A 16,130-nucleotide genomic window follows, 5' to 3' on the forward strand; every position below is an offset into this window, starting at 1 on the left:
AAGACAAGTTTGAAAAATTGGCTTCGGGTAGTACCTTTGCAAGGGTTATAAAAAACCGCTTAAACTATTTAATTAGCTATAATATGTTATCCAAACGCTCGTTAGTAGGGGTTCGATTGAATTTCCACACACTGGCAGTGCTGTTTTTCATGCTGATCGGAATGCAGGCTTTTGCAGCAGATCCATCAGTGGCAAATAGCGATGAAGCTGTGGCAGCAGGTAAGACTGTATTCAATGCAAATTGTAAGCAGTGTCATAAACTGGATCAAAAGTACACTGGTCCGGCATTAAGAGGTGCTTCAGATAGGGCGCCTGTAGAAACTGTCAAAAGTTTTATCAAGAACTCTTCGGCTGTAATTGCATCTGGAAATGCCTACTATTCCAATTTGTATAAGGAATTCAACAGCCTGATGATGCCGGCTCATGAGTTTTTGACTGATGATGATCTAAATAATCTACTAGCCTATATAGAGTACGGTGATAAAGTGGATCCAGCGGCGGCTGCGGCGGCATCAGCAGGAGCTGAAGGTGGTGAAGTAGCTGAAGGAGGGGGGATTCCAAGCGAATACCTTACTATAATTCTAGGGGTGTTGGTAGTTGTGCTACTTTTGATTTTGGTTGTATTAGGATTGATAATATCTGTATTAACCAAATACCTTAAAAAACAGGATCTGGATGAAGATGATAAAGAATTTGTCTCTCAGAAAACTAACCTAGGAAAAGTATTTAAAAGCGATATGTTTGTGGTTATCGTCACTGCCTTAGTGGTGGCCTTGGTGGCTAAAACAGCTTTGGATGGACTTTATTCAGTAGGCGTACAGCAGGGCTATGCGCCTGAGCAGCCAATCGCCTACTCACACGCGCTTCATGCAGGTACTCTAGAGATTGAGTGTCAGTATTGTCATACCGGTGTAGAGATAGGAAGATCTGCAAATATCCCTTCAGCTAATATTTGTATGAACTGCCATACGCATGTGCAGAATGTGCAAGGAGCAGAAGGCGTTTCTCCTGAAATTCAGAAAATCTACGATGCGGTTGATAACAATCAGCCTATCGAATGGGTACGAGTTCACAATCTTCCAGATTTAGCCTATTTCAATCACTCTCAGCACGTGGTAGTGGGTGAAGTAGAGTGTCAGACTTGTCACGGTCCTATTCAGGAAATGGAAGTAGTTGGTCAGCATAGTGCACTAACAATGGGGTGGTGTATTGACTGTCACAGACAGACCGAGATCACTACTGAAGGCAATGCCTACTACGATAAGTTGGTTCAGATTCACTCTGATTCTAAAGATGCCTTGAAGGTGAAAGACATCGGAGGTTTGGAGTGTGCTAAGTGCCACTATTAATTCATTATTCTTTTCGCAAATTCATTCTTATATCATAAAATGAAGGAAAATAAAAAAACGTACTGGAAAGGGCTTGAGCAGCTCAACAACGATCCAGAGTTTGTAAAGAACGCTGACAGGGAATTCCCTGAGCTTCCTTCTACACTCAACGAGGAGGGTAGTGCTTCAAGAAGAGATTTTCTGAAAGTAATGGGATTCAGCTTAGCGGCAGCTTCATTGGCGGCATGCGAGGCTCCTGTTAGAAAGATGATCCCTTATGTGAATAAACCGGTTGATATCAACCCATCTATTCCTAACTATTATGCTTCTACTTATGCTACAGGTGGCGATTATGCTTCCATTGTAGTGAAGACAAGAGAAGGTCGCCCGATCAAAATTGACGGAAACGAATTGTCTCCTATTAATAAAGGTAAAGTAAATGCGATCGTAGAAGGATCCATCCTTTCTCTTTATGACAAAGAAAGACTAGCGGGTCCATACAGCGGGGGACAGCTTTCAGATTGGAAAACAGTTGATGCGCAAGCTAAATCTGCTCTAGCTTCCGCCGGTTCAGTGAAAATTGTTTCCAATACAATTATTTCACCTTCCACTATGCAGGCCATACAGCAACTGGCAAATGCAAACGGAAACGTGGAAGTGATCATGTACGATCCACTTTCAAATTATGGTATTACAAAAGCTGCGGAGACTTACTATGGTGCTGCAGTTCTTCCTTCATACTCATTTGACAAAGCAAAAACAATCGTATCCTTCGGAGCTGACTTCTTAGGATCTTGGATTTCTCCAATTGAATTTGCCCGTCAATATGCTCAGACAAGAAAAATCAGCAAAGAGAAGCCTGAAATGTCAAGACATTATCAGTTTGAATCTACGTTGTCACTTGCTGGAGCAAATGCTGATTACAGAACGCCAATCAGAGCTTCTCAAAGCGGATTGGCTGTATTAGCGCTATACAATGCGATTGCTAAAAAAGCTGGTGCTGCTACAGTTTCTGCTCCTGCAGTAGAGATCGCGCATTTGGATAAAGCTGCTGCTGATCTATGGGCTAGCAAAGGAGCTTCCCTTGTTATTTCTGGATCAAACGATCCTAACGTACAGGTTGTGATCAATGCGATCAATGAATTGCTTGGTAGTAACGGAACTACGGTTGATTTCGCTAATCCTGCTTACTACAGAAAAGGAGATGACGCTAAAATGAATCAGTTTGTGACTGATTTGAATGCTGGAAAAGTTGGTGGGGTTATTTTCTACAACTGTAATCCAGTATATGATTTTGCAAGAGGAGCTGAGATCGCTGCTGGTATCGCAAAAGCAAAAGTAAGTATCTCTACTAATGGTACTTTAAATGAGACTTCGTCCTTAGTACAAATTGTAGCACCAGATCATCACTTCCTAGAGTCTTGGAATGACTTTGAGCCTAAGAAAGGTCACTTCTCTTTAGCTCAGCCTACCATTTCTCCACTTTTTGATACAAGACAAGCACAAGAATCTTTCTTGGTTTGGGCAGGTGATACTACTTCTTACTATGATTTCTTACAGAATAACTGGCAGGGTGAGGTATTCACTCAAGTAGAGACTGGCGGTACATTCCAAGAATTCTGGGATCAGACCCTATACAATGGTGTATTAGCTATTAATTCTACTTCTGCACCTTTAGCTCCAGTAGGAGATGTAAGTGCTGCTGCTTCAGCTGTAGCTAAAGCTTATTCTGCTGAGTAATTCTAACACCGGAATTGGTCATATATACTAAAGTAGGTATCGGTAACGGTGCTTATGCGAATGTTCCTTGGCTTCAAGAATTGTCTGATCCTATCTCTAAGGCAACTTGGGATAACTATTTGACTGTGTCTCAGAAGTGGGCAAATGACAATGGTGTCACTCAATCTGAAGAACATACCAGCAAAGCTTCTATTACCGTAAATGGTAAATCGCTGATCGTGCCGATCTTGATTCAACCAGGTCAGGCAGAAGGTACTTTCGGTTTGGCAGTAGGATATGGTAGAACAAAAGCTGGTCGAGTTGCAAACGGAGTGGGTGTTAATGCTTACGAATTACTGGATGCTTCCAAGGGCTTTGTCAATTTCGATATTACTTCAGGCGTAGAAGTTTCTGCAACTGGTGATTCTTATAAAATTGCACGTACACAAACTCACCAGACGTTCATGGGACGTGAAAACGTAATCCAGGAGTCTGTATTGAGCGAATACCAAAAAGATGCTTCTGCAGGTAGATCCCATCCACATATTTACAAGGATGGTGAATTTGTAAAACCTTCCAAGATTTCACTTTGGTCAGGTCACCAGTATTCTCAGCATCACTGGGGATTGGCTATCGATATGAACTCTTGTATCGGTTGCTCTGCATGTTCTGTGGCTTGTCAGGTTGAAAACAACGTGGCAGTAGTAGGTAAGCAGGAAGTATTGAACAGAAGAGAAATGGCATGGATCAGAATCGATCGCTACTATTCTTCTGATGCTCCAGCAGATGATTTGAGTGCTATGGAAGTCGCGGCCAGCAACCCTGAGGTTACTTTCCAGCCTATGATGTGCCAGCAGTGTAACAATGCTCCATGTGAGACTGTTTGTCCTGTTGCTGCAACTACCCACTCTTCTGAGGGACTTAACCAAATGACTTACAACAGATGTATTGGTACAAGATATTGTGCAAACAACTGTCCGTATAAAGTACGTCGATTCAACTGGTTCAAATACCACGATAACAAAGACTTCGCAGGAGTCAATGTTGCTCAAAATGATGATTTGGGTAAGATGGTCTTGAATCCAGATGTAACAGTTCGTGCTCGTGGTGTGATGGAAAAATGCTCCATGTGTGTGCAGAGGATCCAAGCTGGTAAGCTAGAGGCTAAGCGTGAGAAACGCAAAGTGAAAGATGGAGACATCAATGTAGCTTGTGCTGTAGCTTGTCCAACTGATGCGTTGGTATTCGGAGACATGAATGATTCGAATTCTAAAGTTTCTCAGCTTCTTAAGATTAAGGAGAACACTACTTCAGCATTGAAGGAAGTGAATGAGGAGAGAGCATACCATGTATTGGAAGAGATCAACGTGAGTCCAAACGTTTGGTACTTTACCAAAATCAGAAATAAAGACTTAAACGAAGCGTAATCAAAATTTTATAAACTATGCAGGTTACTTCATCCGTACGCGAGCCGTTAGTTACCGGGGGTAAAAGCTATCATGATGTGACGCATGACGTGTCACGCCATGTAGAAGCAAAACCAAATATCAGATGGTTTCTAGCTTTCCTTACGTCTGCCGGTGTTTTGGCTTTAGGATCAATCGCAGTCGTTGCCACCGTTTGGGAAGGCATCGGTATGTGGGGGCTTAACAAAACTGTAGGCTGGGCTTGGGATATCACCAACTTCGTTTGGTGGGTTGGTATTGGTCACGCTGGTACTCTTATTTCAGCAGTACTTTTACTTTTCAGACAGAAGTGGAGAACTTCAATTAACAGAGCTGCAGAAGCGATGACTATTTTCGCGGTTATCTGTGCGGCAATGTTCCCGGTTCTTCACATGGGTCGTCCATGGTTAGGAGCTTATTGGGCACTTCCACTTCCAAACGTATTTGGATCACTTTGGGTAAACTTTAACTCCCCACTACTTTGGGATGTGTTTGCGATCTCGACTTACTTCTCTGTATCACTTGTATTCTGGTACATTGGTTTGATTCCTGATTTCGCGACAATTAGAGATAGAGCTACTGGTTTAAGAAAGATTATTTACGGAGCACTTTCATTTGGTTGGGATGGCGCAGCAAAATCCTGGAGCAGATACGAATCAGTTTCCTTGATCCTTGCAGGTTTGGCTACTCCACTGGTACTTTCTGTACACACGATTGTATCCTTTGACTTTGCAACTTCAGTAATACCAGGATGGCACACGACTATCTTCCCTCCATACTTTGTGGCGGGTGCGATTTTCTCAGGCTTCGCGATGGTATTGACGCTGATGATTGTAACTCGTAAGGTCTACAAACTGGAAGATTACATTACAATGGGTCACATCGAATTGATGAACATTGTAATTATCATCACAGGATCTATCGTAGGTATTGCATACATCACCGAGTTTTTCATTGCTTGGTATTCAGGTGTAGAAGCAGAGCAATATGCATTCATTAACCGTGCTACAGGACCTTACTGGTGGGCATATTGGTCAATGATGACATGTAACGTTATTTCTCCACAGCTTTTCTGGTTTAAGAAAATCCGTACATCCATCGTAGCTACCTTCGCTTTGTCTATCGTAGTGAACATCGGTATGTGGTTTGAAAGATTTGTAATCATCGTAACCTCTCTACACAGAGATTATCTTCCATCTTCTTGGGCGATGTTCTATCCAACTTGGGCAGATGTAGGAGTTTACCTATTCACATTTGGTTTGTTCTTCACTTTGTTCTTCTTGTTTGCCAAATTCTTCCCGGTAATCAACATGGCAGAAGTGAAATCTGTATTGAAGTCTTCATCTGATAAAGTGCATAAATAATCATGGAAAGAGATACACATTTTGTTACTGGAGTTTATGAAGACGAGGATGTATTGCTTCAGGCAATCACCCAGGTAAAGGTCTTCAGGTATTAAAATCCATGAGGTCTATTCACCATACCCTGTTCACGGGATAGATGATTACCTAGGATATAAAAGAAGTAAGTTGCCAATTGCAGCTTTCTTATTCGGATTGCTTGGAACTACTTTGGCTTTGACCATGCAGTTTTACATGATGAAGTTTGACTGGCCAATGATCATTGGTGGTAAGGATTATGGCGCTTTTCCTGACTTTATTCCTGTTACATTCGAATTGACTGTCTTGTTGGCATCATTCGGAATGGTAGGCGTATTTATGGTAAGCACTAACCTGAAGCCTTGGGCACAACCTAGAATCTTTGATTTAAGAATCACTGACGATAAGCATGTGATGGCAATTGACATAGCAAATAACTCAGCTATGGAATTGGCAAAGATTGAAGAGATATTGAAATCTTCTGGAGCATCAGAGGTTAATAAAAAAAGTTTTGAATAGTAAATCTGGAAAAATGAAGATTGCTAAGACACTAAGTATTTTAGGGATTGCAGCAGCAGGGATTGCCCTTGCGGGCTGTAGAGCCGGAGGCGAAAATCAAGGCTTGGAATATGCCCCTCAGATGTACCACTCGGTAGCCTACGAACCATTGACTCAAATCATGGATTCAGAGACTAAGGGAGATTTGATCTCTACCCGAGAAGATGGAAAGGGAGAATATTTTAACAGTAATATCAACAACCCTCACAATATGAATATGCGAGAGCCTGTTGCCAATACTGTTCCTAGAAATAAACAAGGCTATTTGCCGTATCGCTACAAGGCTTTTGAAATAGAGGAAGCCGGTGCTACGATGAAAAACCCTATAGAGCTATCTGATGAAGTGCTTACAGATGGTAAAAGATTATACCAACTTTACTGTACTCCCTGTCATGGAACAGGTGGCATGGGTGATGGCAAAGTCGGAGAAATCATTGGTGGTGTTGCTAACTTGACAGGTGGCGCCTATGTTGGACTTTCCGAAGGTCATATTTTTCACGTGATCACTAAAGGTAAAGGCAGAATGGGAGCTCATGGATCTCAGATTACACCAGAAAACAGATGGAAAATTGTTCACTACGTGAAACAAGAAATCCAAGGTGGTCAGAATGCTGATAATGCAGTAGCAGTAGTAGCGGAAGACCAAGATGTTACACAACTAGAAACTCCAGCTAATTAATTATGGCTCATCACGTACAACACTTTAATCTGGATCAGAAGTTTGATTTCACCGATGCTATTAAGAAAATCGTTTTTACGGTTTTGGGTATTGGTGCTGCATTGCTAGTCATTGGTATTTTAATGGCGGTGTTTGGTGGTGGTCACCACGAAGCAGCTGAAGCAGAAGGACATGCTTTTCATTGGTATGAGCGACTCTACGCTAACTTGTGGATAAATAATGTCTACTTCACAGGTATTGCTATTATCGGTGTATTCTTTTTCGCTATACAATATGCTGCTCAGGCAGGGTGGTCTACGGCTATCATTAGAGTTATGCTTTCTCTTGGTAACTGGTTGCCAATAGCAGGGATCTTGATGATCGTTACCTTCTTTATTGCAAATCACGATTTGTTCCATTGGACTCACGCTTATCTATTTGATAAGTCTTCTCCGGAATACGATAGCATAATCGATGGAAAAGGTTCATTTTTCTATTGGCCTATGGCAAAAGGAACATTCCCAATATTCTACATCTTTAGAATGGTATTGTTCTTTGGATTCTGGGTATTCTTTTTCAAGAAATTCCAACAATTCACTTACAATGAAGACATCATCGGTGGCACTTCTTCATGGTACAAAATCAGAAGCTGGTCAGCCTTTTTCTTGATCTTCTTTGCTGTATCTTCTTCGATAGCTGCATGGGATTGGGTGATGTCCATTGACACGCACTGGTTCTCTACACTATTTGGCTGGTATGTATTCTCATCTTGGTTTGTTGCAGGTTTGTCTGCGATTACTTTGATCACGATCTTCCTGAAGAGCCAAGGCTTGTTGGAGATGGTCAATGAGAATCACGTTCATGATTTGGGTAAATTCATCTTTGGGTTCACCATTTTCTGGACTTACCTATGGTTTTCTCAGTTCCTGTTGATCTATTATGCCAACATTCCTGAAGAGACAGTGTACTTCATTGAAAGATTGTCGAGCGATATTTATGGTCCTTTCATATTTGTGAACTTGGGGCTAAACTTTGTCCTTCCTTTCTTGTTATTAATGACAAGAGATTCTAAAAGACATGGAGTATTCTTGAAACTGGTTTGTGCTCTAATCATCGCTGGTCACTGGGTGGATTTCTTCCTAATGGTTCAGCCTGGTACTTTAGGACACAATGGAGGAGTTGGGTTTATGGAAGTAGGTATGTTCTTGGTATATGGAGCTGCATTCACATTCGTAGTTCTTTCTGGATTGGCAAAAGGGAACCTAGTTCCTAAAAACCATCCAATGCTTGAAGAAAGCTATAATCATCACATTTAATAACAGCCGAAATAATTAAGGTATGTACGGATTTCTGATTGGAGTAGGGGTTCTTTTGATATTTTCCATAATATGGATGGTCTATCGAATCCAAACATTAGTCTCAGTTGTAAAAGGATCGGATAAAAAGATCGCATCAGGGAGTAATAAGGTTAATGCTATATTATTTATCGTTTTCCTGGTAGCAGGAGGAGCTTTAATGTTCTGGTATTCTATCAAAGAATTTGATAATTATCAGTTGCCAATTGCATCAGAGCATGGCGTGATTACAGATTCTTTGTTTTGGTGGTCAATGGGTGTGACTGGTATAGTTTTCTTGATCACTCATATCTTGCTTTTCATTTTCCCATACAAATATCAATACAGCGAGAAGCGTAAGGCATCCTTTTATCCTGACAACAACAAGCTCGAGGTAATCTGGACAATCGTTCCAGCAATCGTTCTTGCAGGTTTGGTGATTTCAGGTTGGGTAGCTTGGTCGGATATTACTGCTCCTGCTCCTGAAAATGCCCATACTATAGAGATTATGGGGTATCAGTTTGCTTGGGAAGTAGAGATATCCTGGTAAAGACAATGTATTAGGAGACTATGATTATCGATTGATCACAGCTACTAATTCACATGGTATAGATTTCTCAGATAAAAACTCTGTTGATGATTTTCCATCTCCTGTAGTAGTAATTCCTAAAGGGGAGCCTGTGCTCTTTAAAATCAGAGCAAGGGATGTGCTTCATTCAGTATTCGCCCCTCATATGAGATTGAAAATGGATGCTGTACCTGGCATGCCAACTCGTTTTTGGTTTGTCCCTACCAAGACAACTGCTGAAATGAGAGAAGAGACAGGAAATCCGGATTTCAATTATGAGATTGCTTGTACAGAAATTTGTGGAAGAGGTCATTTCTCTATGAGAAAAGTAATCGAGGTAGTAGAGCCTGAGGCTTATCAGAAGTGGTATGCGGAGCAGAGATCTTTTATCCAAATGAATCCAGCTTTGGCTTCTGGTGTGTCTGCGGAGGTAAAGGAAGTAGCAGAAGTTCAATTAACTGAAAAGTAACAAACAAAATTATAGATTATGTCAACAGCATCTGTCGCAAATCATGACGCAGCCCACGATCATCACGATCATGAGCATCATGATAATTTTGTAACGAAATATATCTTCTCTCAAGATCACAAAATGATCGCAAAACAGTACTTGGTTACTGGTATGTTTTGGGCTCTTATAGGTGGATTACTTTCTATCCTATTTAGATTACAATTGGGTTTTCCAGAAATGGATATGTCTTTCCTTCGTCCAATTCTTGGAGGTTGGATAGATGAAGCAGGGAAATTGGATCCTACATTCTACTTGGCATTAGTTACAATGCACGGTACCATAATGGTATTCTTTGTATTGACAGCAGGTTTGAGTGGGACATTTTCCAATTTCTTGATTCCATTACAAATTGGAGCGAGAGATATGGCTTCTGGATTTATGAATATGCTATCGTACTGGTTGTTTTTCCTTTCCGGTGTGATCATGTTTATTTCACTTTTCCTAAAAACTGGTCCTGCTGCAGGTGGATGGGTGGTATATCCACCGCTTTCAGCTTTGGAGCAAGCTATTCCAGGTTCAGGCTTGGGGATGACTCTTTGGTTGGTCGCTATGACCTTCTTTATTGCTTCCTCTCTTATGGGGGGTATCAATTACATCACCACAGTGATTAACTTGAGAACAAAAGGAATGTCTTTCTCTAAACTTCCTTTGACTATCTGGGCTTTCTTCTTGACAGCTGTGATCGGCCTTTTGTCCTTTCCAGTATTATTTGCAGCAGCATTGTTACTTGTATTTGACAGAAGCTTTGGTACTTCATTTTACCTTTCTGATATCTATATCGGTGGGGAAGCGCTTCCAAACACCGGCGGTAGCCCAGTATTATACCAGCATTTATTCTGGTTCTTAGGCCACCCTGAAGTTTACATCGTATTGCTTCCTGCTTTGGGTATTACTTCTGAAGTAATTGCTACCAACTCAAGAAAGCCAATCTTCGGGTACAAAGCGATGATTATATCTTTGCTAGGTATCACTGTTCTTTCCTTCGTGGTTTGGGCTCACCATATGTTCGTATCAGGTATGAATCCATTCCTTGGATCTATCTTTATGTTCTTGACCTTGATCATCGCAGTGCCTTCAGCAGTAAAAGTATTTAACTACTTGACAACGCTTTGGAGAGGTAACTTGATCTTCACTCCTGCGATGTTGTTCTCAATAGGTCTAGTTTCCTTCTTTATTTCCGGTGGTTTGACTGGTATTTTCCTGGGAACTCAGCTATTGATATTCAATTGCACGATACTTATTTTGTAGTAGCTCACTTCCACTTAGTGATGGGTTCTGCATCCTTTTTCGGAATGATAGCAGGTGTTTACCACTGGTTCCCTAAAATGTTCGGAAGAATGATGGATGCCAAATTGGGTTACATTCACTTCTGGATCACTTTTGTAGGAGTTTACATGGTATTCTTCCCTATGCACTACATAGGTATTGCTGGCTTCCCAAGAAGATATTACAGCTGGACAAACTTTGAGTTTGCCAATATGTACACTGATTTGAACATGTTTGTATCTGTTGCTGCTATTATCACCTTTAGTGCTCAGTTCATATTCTTGTTCAATTTCTTCTACTCAATGTATAAAGGTAGAAAAGCCACACTTAACCCTTGGAGATCTAATACGCTTGAGTGGACTACACCAGTAGAACCAGGGCATGGTAACTGGCCAGGTGAAATTCCTGCAGTTTATAGATGGCCATATGACTACTCTAAGCCAGGTGCTGAAGAGGATTTCATCCCACAGACAGTACCTCTTTCTGCAACTCCTGAATCCAACCTTCCTCATGAGCAAGAATTGGTGAAAGTGGAGTTGGAAATTATGAAGGAAGAAGAGGAAGTTTTGGTCTCAAATGAAACAAGTCACTAATAAATCAATAAGCAGCTTTCGTCGTGTTAATTTAATCACGGTGATAGCTGTTTATATACTGATTCTAATTGGTGGAATAGTAAGGAGCACCGGTTCTGGTATGGGGTGCCCTGATTGGCCAAAATGTTTTGGAAGTGTGATTCCCCCAACGAATGTGGATCAACTTCCTTCAAATTATCAGGAGATTTATCTCAATAAAAGATTGGCCAAGAACGAAAGGTTCGTGGCAACACTTGAAAAATTAGGATTCTCAAAAAAGGCTAAGGAGATAGCTAATGATAAATCCATTCTGATCGAAGAGGAATTTAATGCAGTAAAGACCTGGATAGAATACCTGAATAGACTGGCTGGAGTTGTAATTGGTCTATTGATCGTTTTGACTGTATGGAAATCATTTCCCCTCAGAAAAGCAGATCGTTGGATTACAATTTTATCTGTTTTCAATCTAGTCTTAGTCATTTTCATTGGGTGGATTGGTTCCATTGTAGTGTCTACTAATTTGCTGCATTGGATGATTACTTTCCACATGATATTGGCTTTGCTTCTCGTTTCACTTTTGATCTATGTTTATCATAGGTCGGGTAAGTTGATTGCGGGTCCGGGAGTGAAGATGGATGTGCCAAAAAGAATTGAACTAGTGCTATTTATCGGGACGGTATTTATGGTAGTTCAGATTGTTTTAGGCACTCAGGTACGAGAACAGATAGATGTTATCTCTTCTTCTTTAGGTAATATGCTTAGGGATGAGTGGATAGGAAGAGTGGGCTTGGATTTTCTTATTCATAGATCATTTTCCTTAATTCTACTAGGAATCCATGTCTTATACTTCTTCTGGGCATTTAAATATACCCTGAGAAAGTCTCAAGTGAATCTTTGGTCTCAGGTCTTGATGATTCTGATTTTACTGGAAATAGCTACAGGAATGGGAATGGCGTACTTTGGTATTCCTGCCTTTCTTCAGCCAATCCATCTCTTATTAGGTTCTTTGATTATAGGGGTTCAGGTTATTTTACTTCTTGAAATCAAAGAAAACATTCAGTTTCGATTAAATACAAATTGATCATGAGGACAGTTTCAGTAACTGACCATAGTAGTAGTTTAGTGATAAGCAAATTGAAGGCTTACGCTGAGTTGATTAAATTAAGGCTTTCAGCTTTGGTTACCTTTTCTGCTGTATTTGGTTATATACTTGGTGATCGTGGTGTTAGTTTCGGGTGGTCTGGGTTTTTAGGCTTAGCTCTAGGCGGCTTCTTGATTAGCGGTGCATCCTGTGCTGCAAATGAAATTTTAGAGCGTGATCTGGATAAGCTAATGAAGCGTACTCAAAACCGTCCTCTTCCATTAAAACTTATTTCCTTACAAGAAGCCCTTTGGGTGACCTCCCTAGTCGCAGTGATTGGTGTAGGGTTGCTTTGGTACTTTACTAACCCCTTGACTACATGGCTAGGTGTATTGAGCATGGTCCTTTATGTCTTTGTTTATACTCCGTTAAAACGTGTAGGTCCTGTAGCAGTATTTGTAGGTGCGATCCCGGGAGCACTTCCTCCTTTGTTAGGGTGGACTGCAGCGACTGGTTCTATAACCCATGAAGCCTTGATAATTTTTGGGATTCAATTCATCTGGCAGTTCCCACATTTTTGGGCAATCGCTTGGGTGGGGGATGAAGACTATAAGGCTGCTGGATTTAAGTTACTACCAAGTGGTGGCGGGAAAGACCTCAATACAGCAATTCAAATTATGATATACACTTTGTTCTTGTTACCTCTAGGATTGCTCCCAAGCTATTTTGGACTTACAGGGATGACATCAGGTATAGTAGCCACCGTTTGTGGGGTGTTGTTTTTGGCTCAGACTTTCTCTTTAATGAAAGACTGTTCGCGTAAATCAGCTTTACGAATAATGTTTGGTTCCTTTTTGTATTTGCCAATTGTGCAGATTGCTTACCTCTTAGATAAATTACCTTAAGAATGGAAAAGGAACTTAAATACGTAGATATGGTAGAGCAGCCCATTGCAATGCATCCTAAAAAGTTTGCATTATGGCTGTTCCTAGTGACCGTGGTGATGATCTTTGCTGCCCTTACTAGCGCCTATATAGTTCGGCAATCTGAAGGGAATTGGTTGGAATATGACCTCCCTACCATTTTCTGGTATAGCTCAGGAATAGTTGTAATTAGTAGCATTTGCCTTCAGTATGCTTATTTAGCTGCTAAAAAAGATAATTTTGTAGGACTTAGGGCAGGCCTTAGTTTGGCAGTGCTGTTTGGTATCGCTTTCCTTGTTAGTCAATGGTACAGCTGGGTAGCCTTAGTTGATGAAAATGTGTTTTTCGTTGGCAATCCTTCGGGATCATTTCTCTATGTATTCACGGGTTTGCATGCTGTTCACTTAATCAGCGGTGTGATATTTCTGATTATTGTATTAATTTCGACCTACAGATATAAAGTGCATTCCAAGTCTATGGATACACTTGAAATGGCAACTACTTTCTGGCATTTTCTAGCTGCATTGTGGTTATATCTATTTATGTTTTTGCTTTTGAATCATTAAAATAAACCAAGTACAAATTAATATCTTATGTCTGCGCATTCTACTGCTATAGGAGTAAGCTCGAAAAGAGGCGTTTGGGGAGGTGGTAATGAACCTCTCAAAGCTAGCTATGGAAAACTCATGATGTGGTTTTTCCTTCTTTCTGATATCTTTACTTTTGCCGCTTTTTTGATTACCTATCTTGCCATTCGGGTAAGTTATCCGGCTTATGCTGGCCCTGCCACTGAGTTTGTGGGGTCTAATGAGTACTGGCCAATACCTGAATTGGTTTTTGATGCTATTCCATTTGTACATGGAGTTCATGCACCGCTTGTATTCGTAGGTATAATGACTTTTATTTTGATTGCAAGCTCTGTTACTATGGTGTTGGCTGTAGAAGCTGGACACCGGAATGACAGAAATGATGTAGTAAAATGGATGCTATGGACGCTAGTAGGAGGTATTACTTTCCTAAGCTGTCAGGCATGGGAGTGGAGTCACTTCATTCACGGATCTGAAAATGGTGTTGTTTTAAATTATATCAATGGAATTAGCCAAAATGTAACAGAAACTGTATTTGGTGCAAATCTCCTAGTTAATGAATATGGGCCTGCTTCCTTTGCAAACCTATTCTTCTTCATCACGGGATTCCACGGTTTCCACGTAACCATAGGTGTTATCCTTCTATTCATGGTGTTTTACCAAGCGGCAGTTGGTGTTTACGATAGGAGAGGTCACTACGAGATGGTCGAAAAAATCGGTTTGTACTGGCACTTTGTAGATCTTGTATGGGTCTTTGTATTTACTTTATTCTACCTGATCTAAGCTATAACAATTAGAATTATGGATATTCAAGAAAATAAATCAACGCTTAACGTAGTTCCAAGGAACAACGATAAGATTAAGAAAATCTGGAAGACTGCTTTGATTTTGCTAGCTATAACTGCTGCAGAATTCGTAATGGCTTTCACAATGCCTAGAGGAATCATCCTTTATGTATTGTTCATGGCATTGACAATTTGGAAAGCTAAATATATCATCATGCAATTCATGCACCTTGGTGATGAAGTGAAGCCTTTGATCTATTCTATTCTAGTTCCTATCGCATTCTTGTTTTGGCTGATCATTGTCTTAATCAAAGAAGGCTCGGATATATTCAACATGCGTTGGTTCTAAACAGAGTTTAAAAGATATTTAAAAAGGAAGGTTGAAGTGAGAAACTTTGACCTTCCTTTTTTGTTAAATCACTAATATGAGAAGTTTGAGATTATTACAAGGTATGGTGCTAGTCTGCATACTCTTGGTGCCCATATTAATTTTCCTGTTTCTTAAGGGGTTTGGTAATAACACGTATGATATCCCCGTTTTTTTTGAAAAGGGCGTCGATAATCCTTTTCAGGAATGTCCTATTGCTGATACTACCCAGCATTACATTCCGGAATTCACCTTCACCAATCAAGATGGGGAACAAGTAGGAAGAGCTGATATGGAAGGTAAAGTGACAATTGTTGACTTTTTCTTTACATCCTGTCCAAGTATCTGTCCTAAAATGTCTGCTGAGATGGAGCGCGTTAATGATATGTTTAGAGATGAAGACAAGGTGCGAATCATGTCTATTAGCATTGATCCCACTTATGACAGTCCGGAGGTCTTAAAGAAATATGCAGATGAGCATCATGCTGAAGCCGGGAAAGTGGGACTTTCTGAACGGGTGGGGTTCAGGAAACCTATGATTTAGCAAAATGTGGTTTTATCATTCCTAGTGTAGATGGGTTAGGTGTTCCTGATGATTTTGTTCATAGTGACAAATTTGTATTAGTTGATGAACAGGGAAGAATAAGAGGGTATTATAGTGGAACCTCTCGGGAAGATGTGGATTTATTAATGTTGGAGACTAAAGTTTTATTACATGCAAGCGAAGGAAAATAGTTTGTTGGAGAATGAAGGGAAAGTTAAGGTATGGATTATCGCCATTTCGGTAATTATTCCTGTGGCAGTAGCCGTGCTCATATTCATGCCTACTAAAATTGATTTGGGGTCTAAATGGGTTTATTTTTTACCTCACCTTAATGCTGTGATGAATACCGCCGCTACGGTAGCATTGATAGCAGGCTTGGTTTTTATCAAAAACGGGAATATCCCATATCACCGCGCCTCCATGACCACAGCATTTGTATTAGGAGCTATATTCCTTGTTTCTTATGTAATTTATCATGCAGCTGCTGAGAGCACTTCATTAGGTG

The 16,130-nt window shown here is 40.6% G+C and carries 11 protein-coding genes and 4 pseudogenes; all 15 read left to right on the forward strand.

Features of this window, described 5'->3' with window-relative positions; all coding sequences use genetic code 11:
- The first annotated feature begins 83 nt into the window (after positions 1-83).
- The gene (locus AC0L6R_RS06025) at positions 84-1,349 is read left to right on the forward strand and encodes a c-type cytochrome (protein WP_283414246.1); all 1,266 of its coding nucleotides are present in this window, start codon (positions 84-86) and stop codon (positions 1,347-1,349) included.
- 39 nt (positions 1,350-1,388) lie between these two features.
- Positions 1,389-4,474 (forward strand): annotated as a pseudogene (locus AC0L6R_RS06030) (TAT-variant-translocated molybdopterin oxidoreductase).
- A gap of 17 nt (positions 4,475-4,491) precedes the next feature.
- Complete coding sequence (gene nrfD / locus AC0L6R_RS06035) at positions 4,492-5,856, forward strand: NrfD/PsrC family molybdoenzyme membrane anchor subunit (protein WP_283414248.1); 1,365 nt, start codon at positions 4,492-4,494, stop codon at positions 5,854-5,856.
- A 2-nt stretch (positions 5,857-5,858) separates the two neighbouring features.
- Positions 5,859-6,390 (forward strand): annotated as a pseudogene (locus tag AC0L6R_RS06040) (DUF3341 domain-containing protein).
- 13 nt (positions 6,391-6,403) lie between these two features.
- On the forward strand, positions 6,404-7,108 hold the full coding sequence (locus AC0L6R_RS06045; RefSeq protein WP_283414249.1) for a c-type cytochrome: 705 nt from the start codon (positions 6,404-6,406) through the stop codon (positions 7,106-7,108).
- A gap of 2 nt (positions 7,109-7,110) precedes the next feature.
- On the forward strand, positions 7,111-8,403 hold the full coding sequence (locus tag AC0L6R_RS06050) for a quinol:cytochrome C oxidoreductase (protein ID WP_473270388.1): 1,293 nt from the start codon (positions 7,111-7,113) through the stop codon (positions 8,401-8,403).
- Between the two features lie 22 nt (positions 8,404-8,425).
- A pseudogene (locus AC0L6R_RS06055) lies at positions 8,426-9,458 on the forward strand (cytochrome c oxidase subunit II).
- A gap of 18 nt (positions 9,459-9,476) precedes the next feature.
- Positions 9,477-11,359: pseudogene (locus AC0L6R_RS06060) on the forward strand (cytochrome c oxidase subunit I).
- Positions 11,343-12,419 carry a COX15/CtaA family protein gene (locus AC0L6R_RS06065; RefSeq protein ID WP_473270389.1) on the forward strand — a complete coding sequence of 359 codons (1,077 nt, stop codon included), beginning with the start codon at positions 11,343-11,345 and terminating at the stop codon, positions 12,417-12,419. The pseudogene AC0L6R_RS06060 and the gene AC0L6R_RS06065 overlap by 17 nt, the downstream one beginning before the upstream one ends.
- A 2-nt stretch (positions 12,420-12,421) precedes the next feature.
- Positions 12,422-13,324: a heme o synthase gene (gene cyoE / locus AC0L6R_RS06070; RefSeq protein WP_473270390.1), complete on the forward strand. Its 903-nt coding sequence runs from the start codon at positions 12,422-12,424 to the stop codon at positions 13,322-13,324.
- Between the two features lie 2 nt (positions 13,325-13,326).
- A complete protein-coding gene (locus AC0L6R_RS06075) occupies positions 13,327-13,908 on the forward strand; it encodes a cytochrome c oxidase subunit 3 (protein ID WP_473270391.1) in 582 nt (193 codons plus the stop codon).
- Between the two features lie 27 nt (positions 13,909-13,935).
- Complete coding sequence (locus tag AC0L6R_RS06080) at positions 13,936-14,712, forward strand: cytochrome c oxidase subunit 3 (RefSeq protein ID WP_473270392.1); 777 nt, start codon at positions 13,936-13,938, stop codon at positions 14,710-14,712.
- An 18-nt stretch (positions 14,713-14,730) separates the two neighbouring features.
- Positions 14,731-15,063, forward strand: a complete 333-nt coding sequence (locus tag AC0L6R_RS06085) for a cytochrome C oxidase subunit IV family protein (RefSeq protein ID WP_283414257.1) — start codon at positions 14,731-14,733, stop codon at positions 15,061-15,063.
- A 76-nt stretch (positions 15,064-15,139) separates the two neighbouring features.
- Positions 15,140-15,625 (forward strand): SCO family protein, encoded by a 486-nt coding sequence (locus tag AC0L6R_RS06090; RefSeq protein WP_473270393.1) that lies wholly within the window; start codon positions 15,140-15,142, stop codon positions 15,623-15,625.
- Between the two features lie 171 nt (positions 15,626-15,796).
- A partial coding sequence (locus tag AC0L6R_RS06095; RefSeq protein ID WP_473270394.1) for a DUF420 domain-containing protein occupies positions 15,797-16,130 on the forward strand: 334 nt, incomplete at its 3' end.

It is taken from the genome of Algoriphagus sp. 10J20-15 (genome assembly GCF_055809615.1).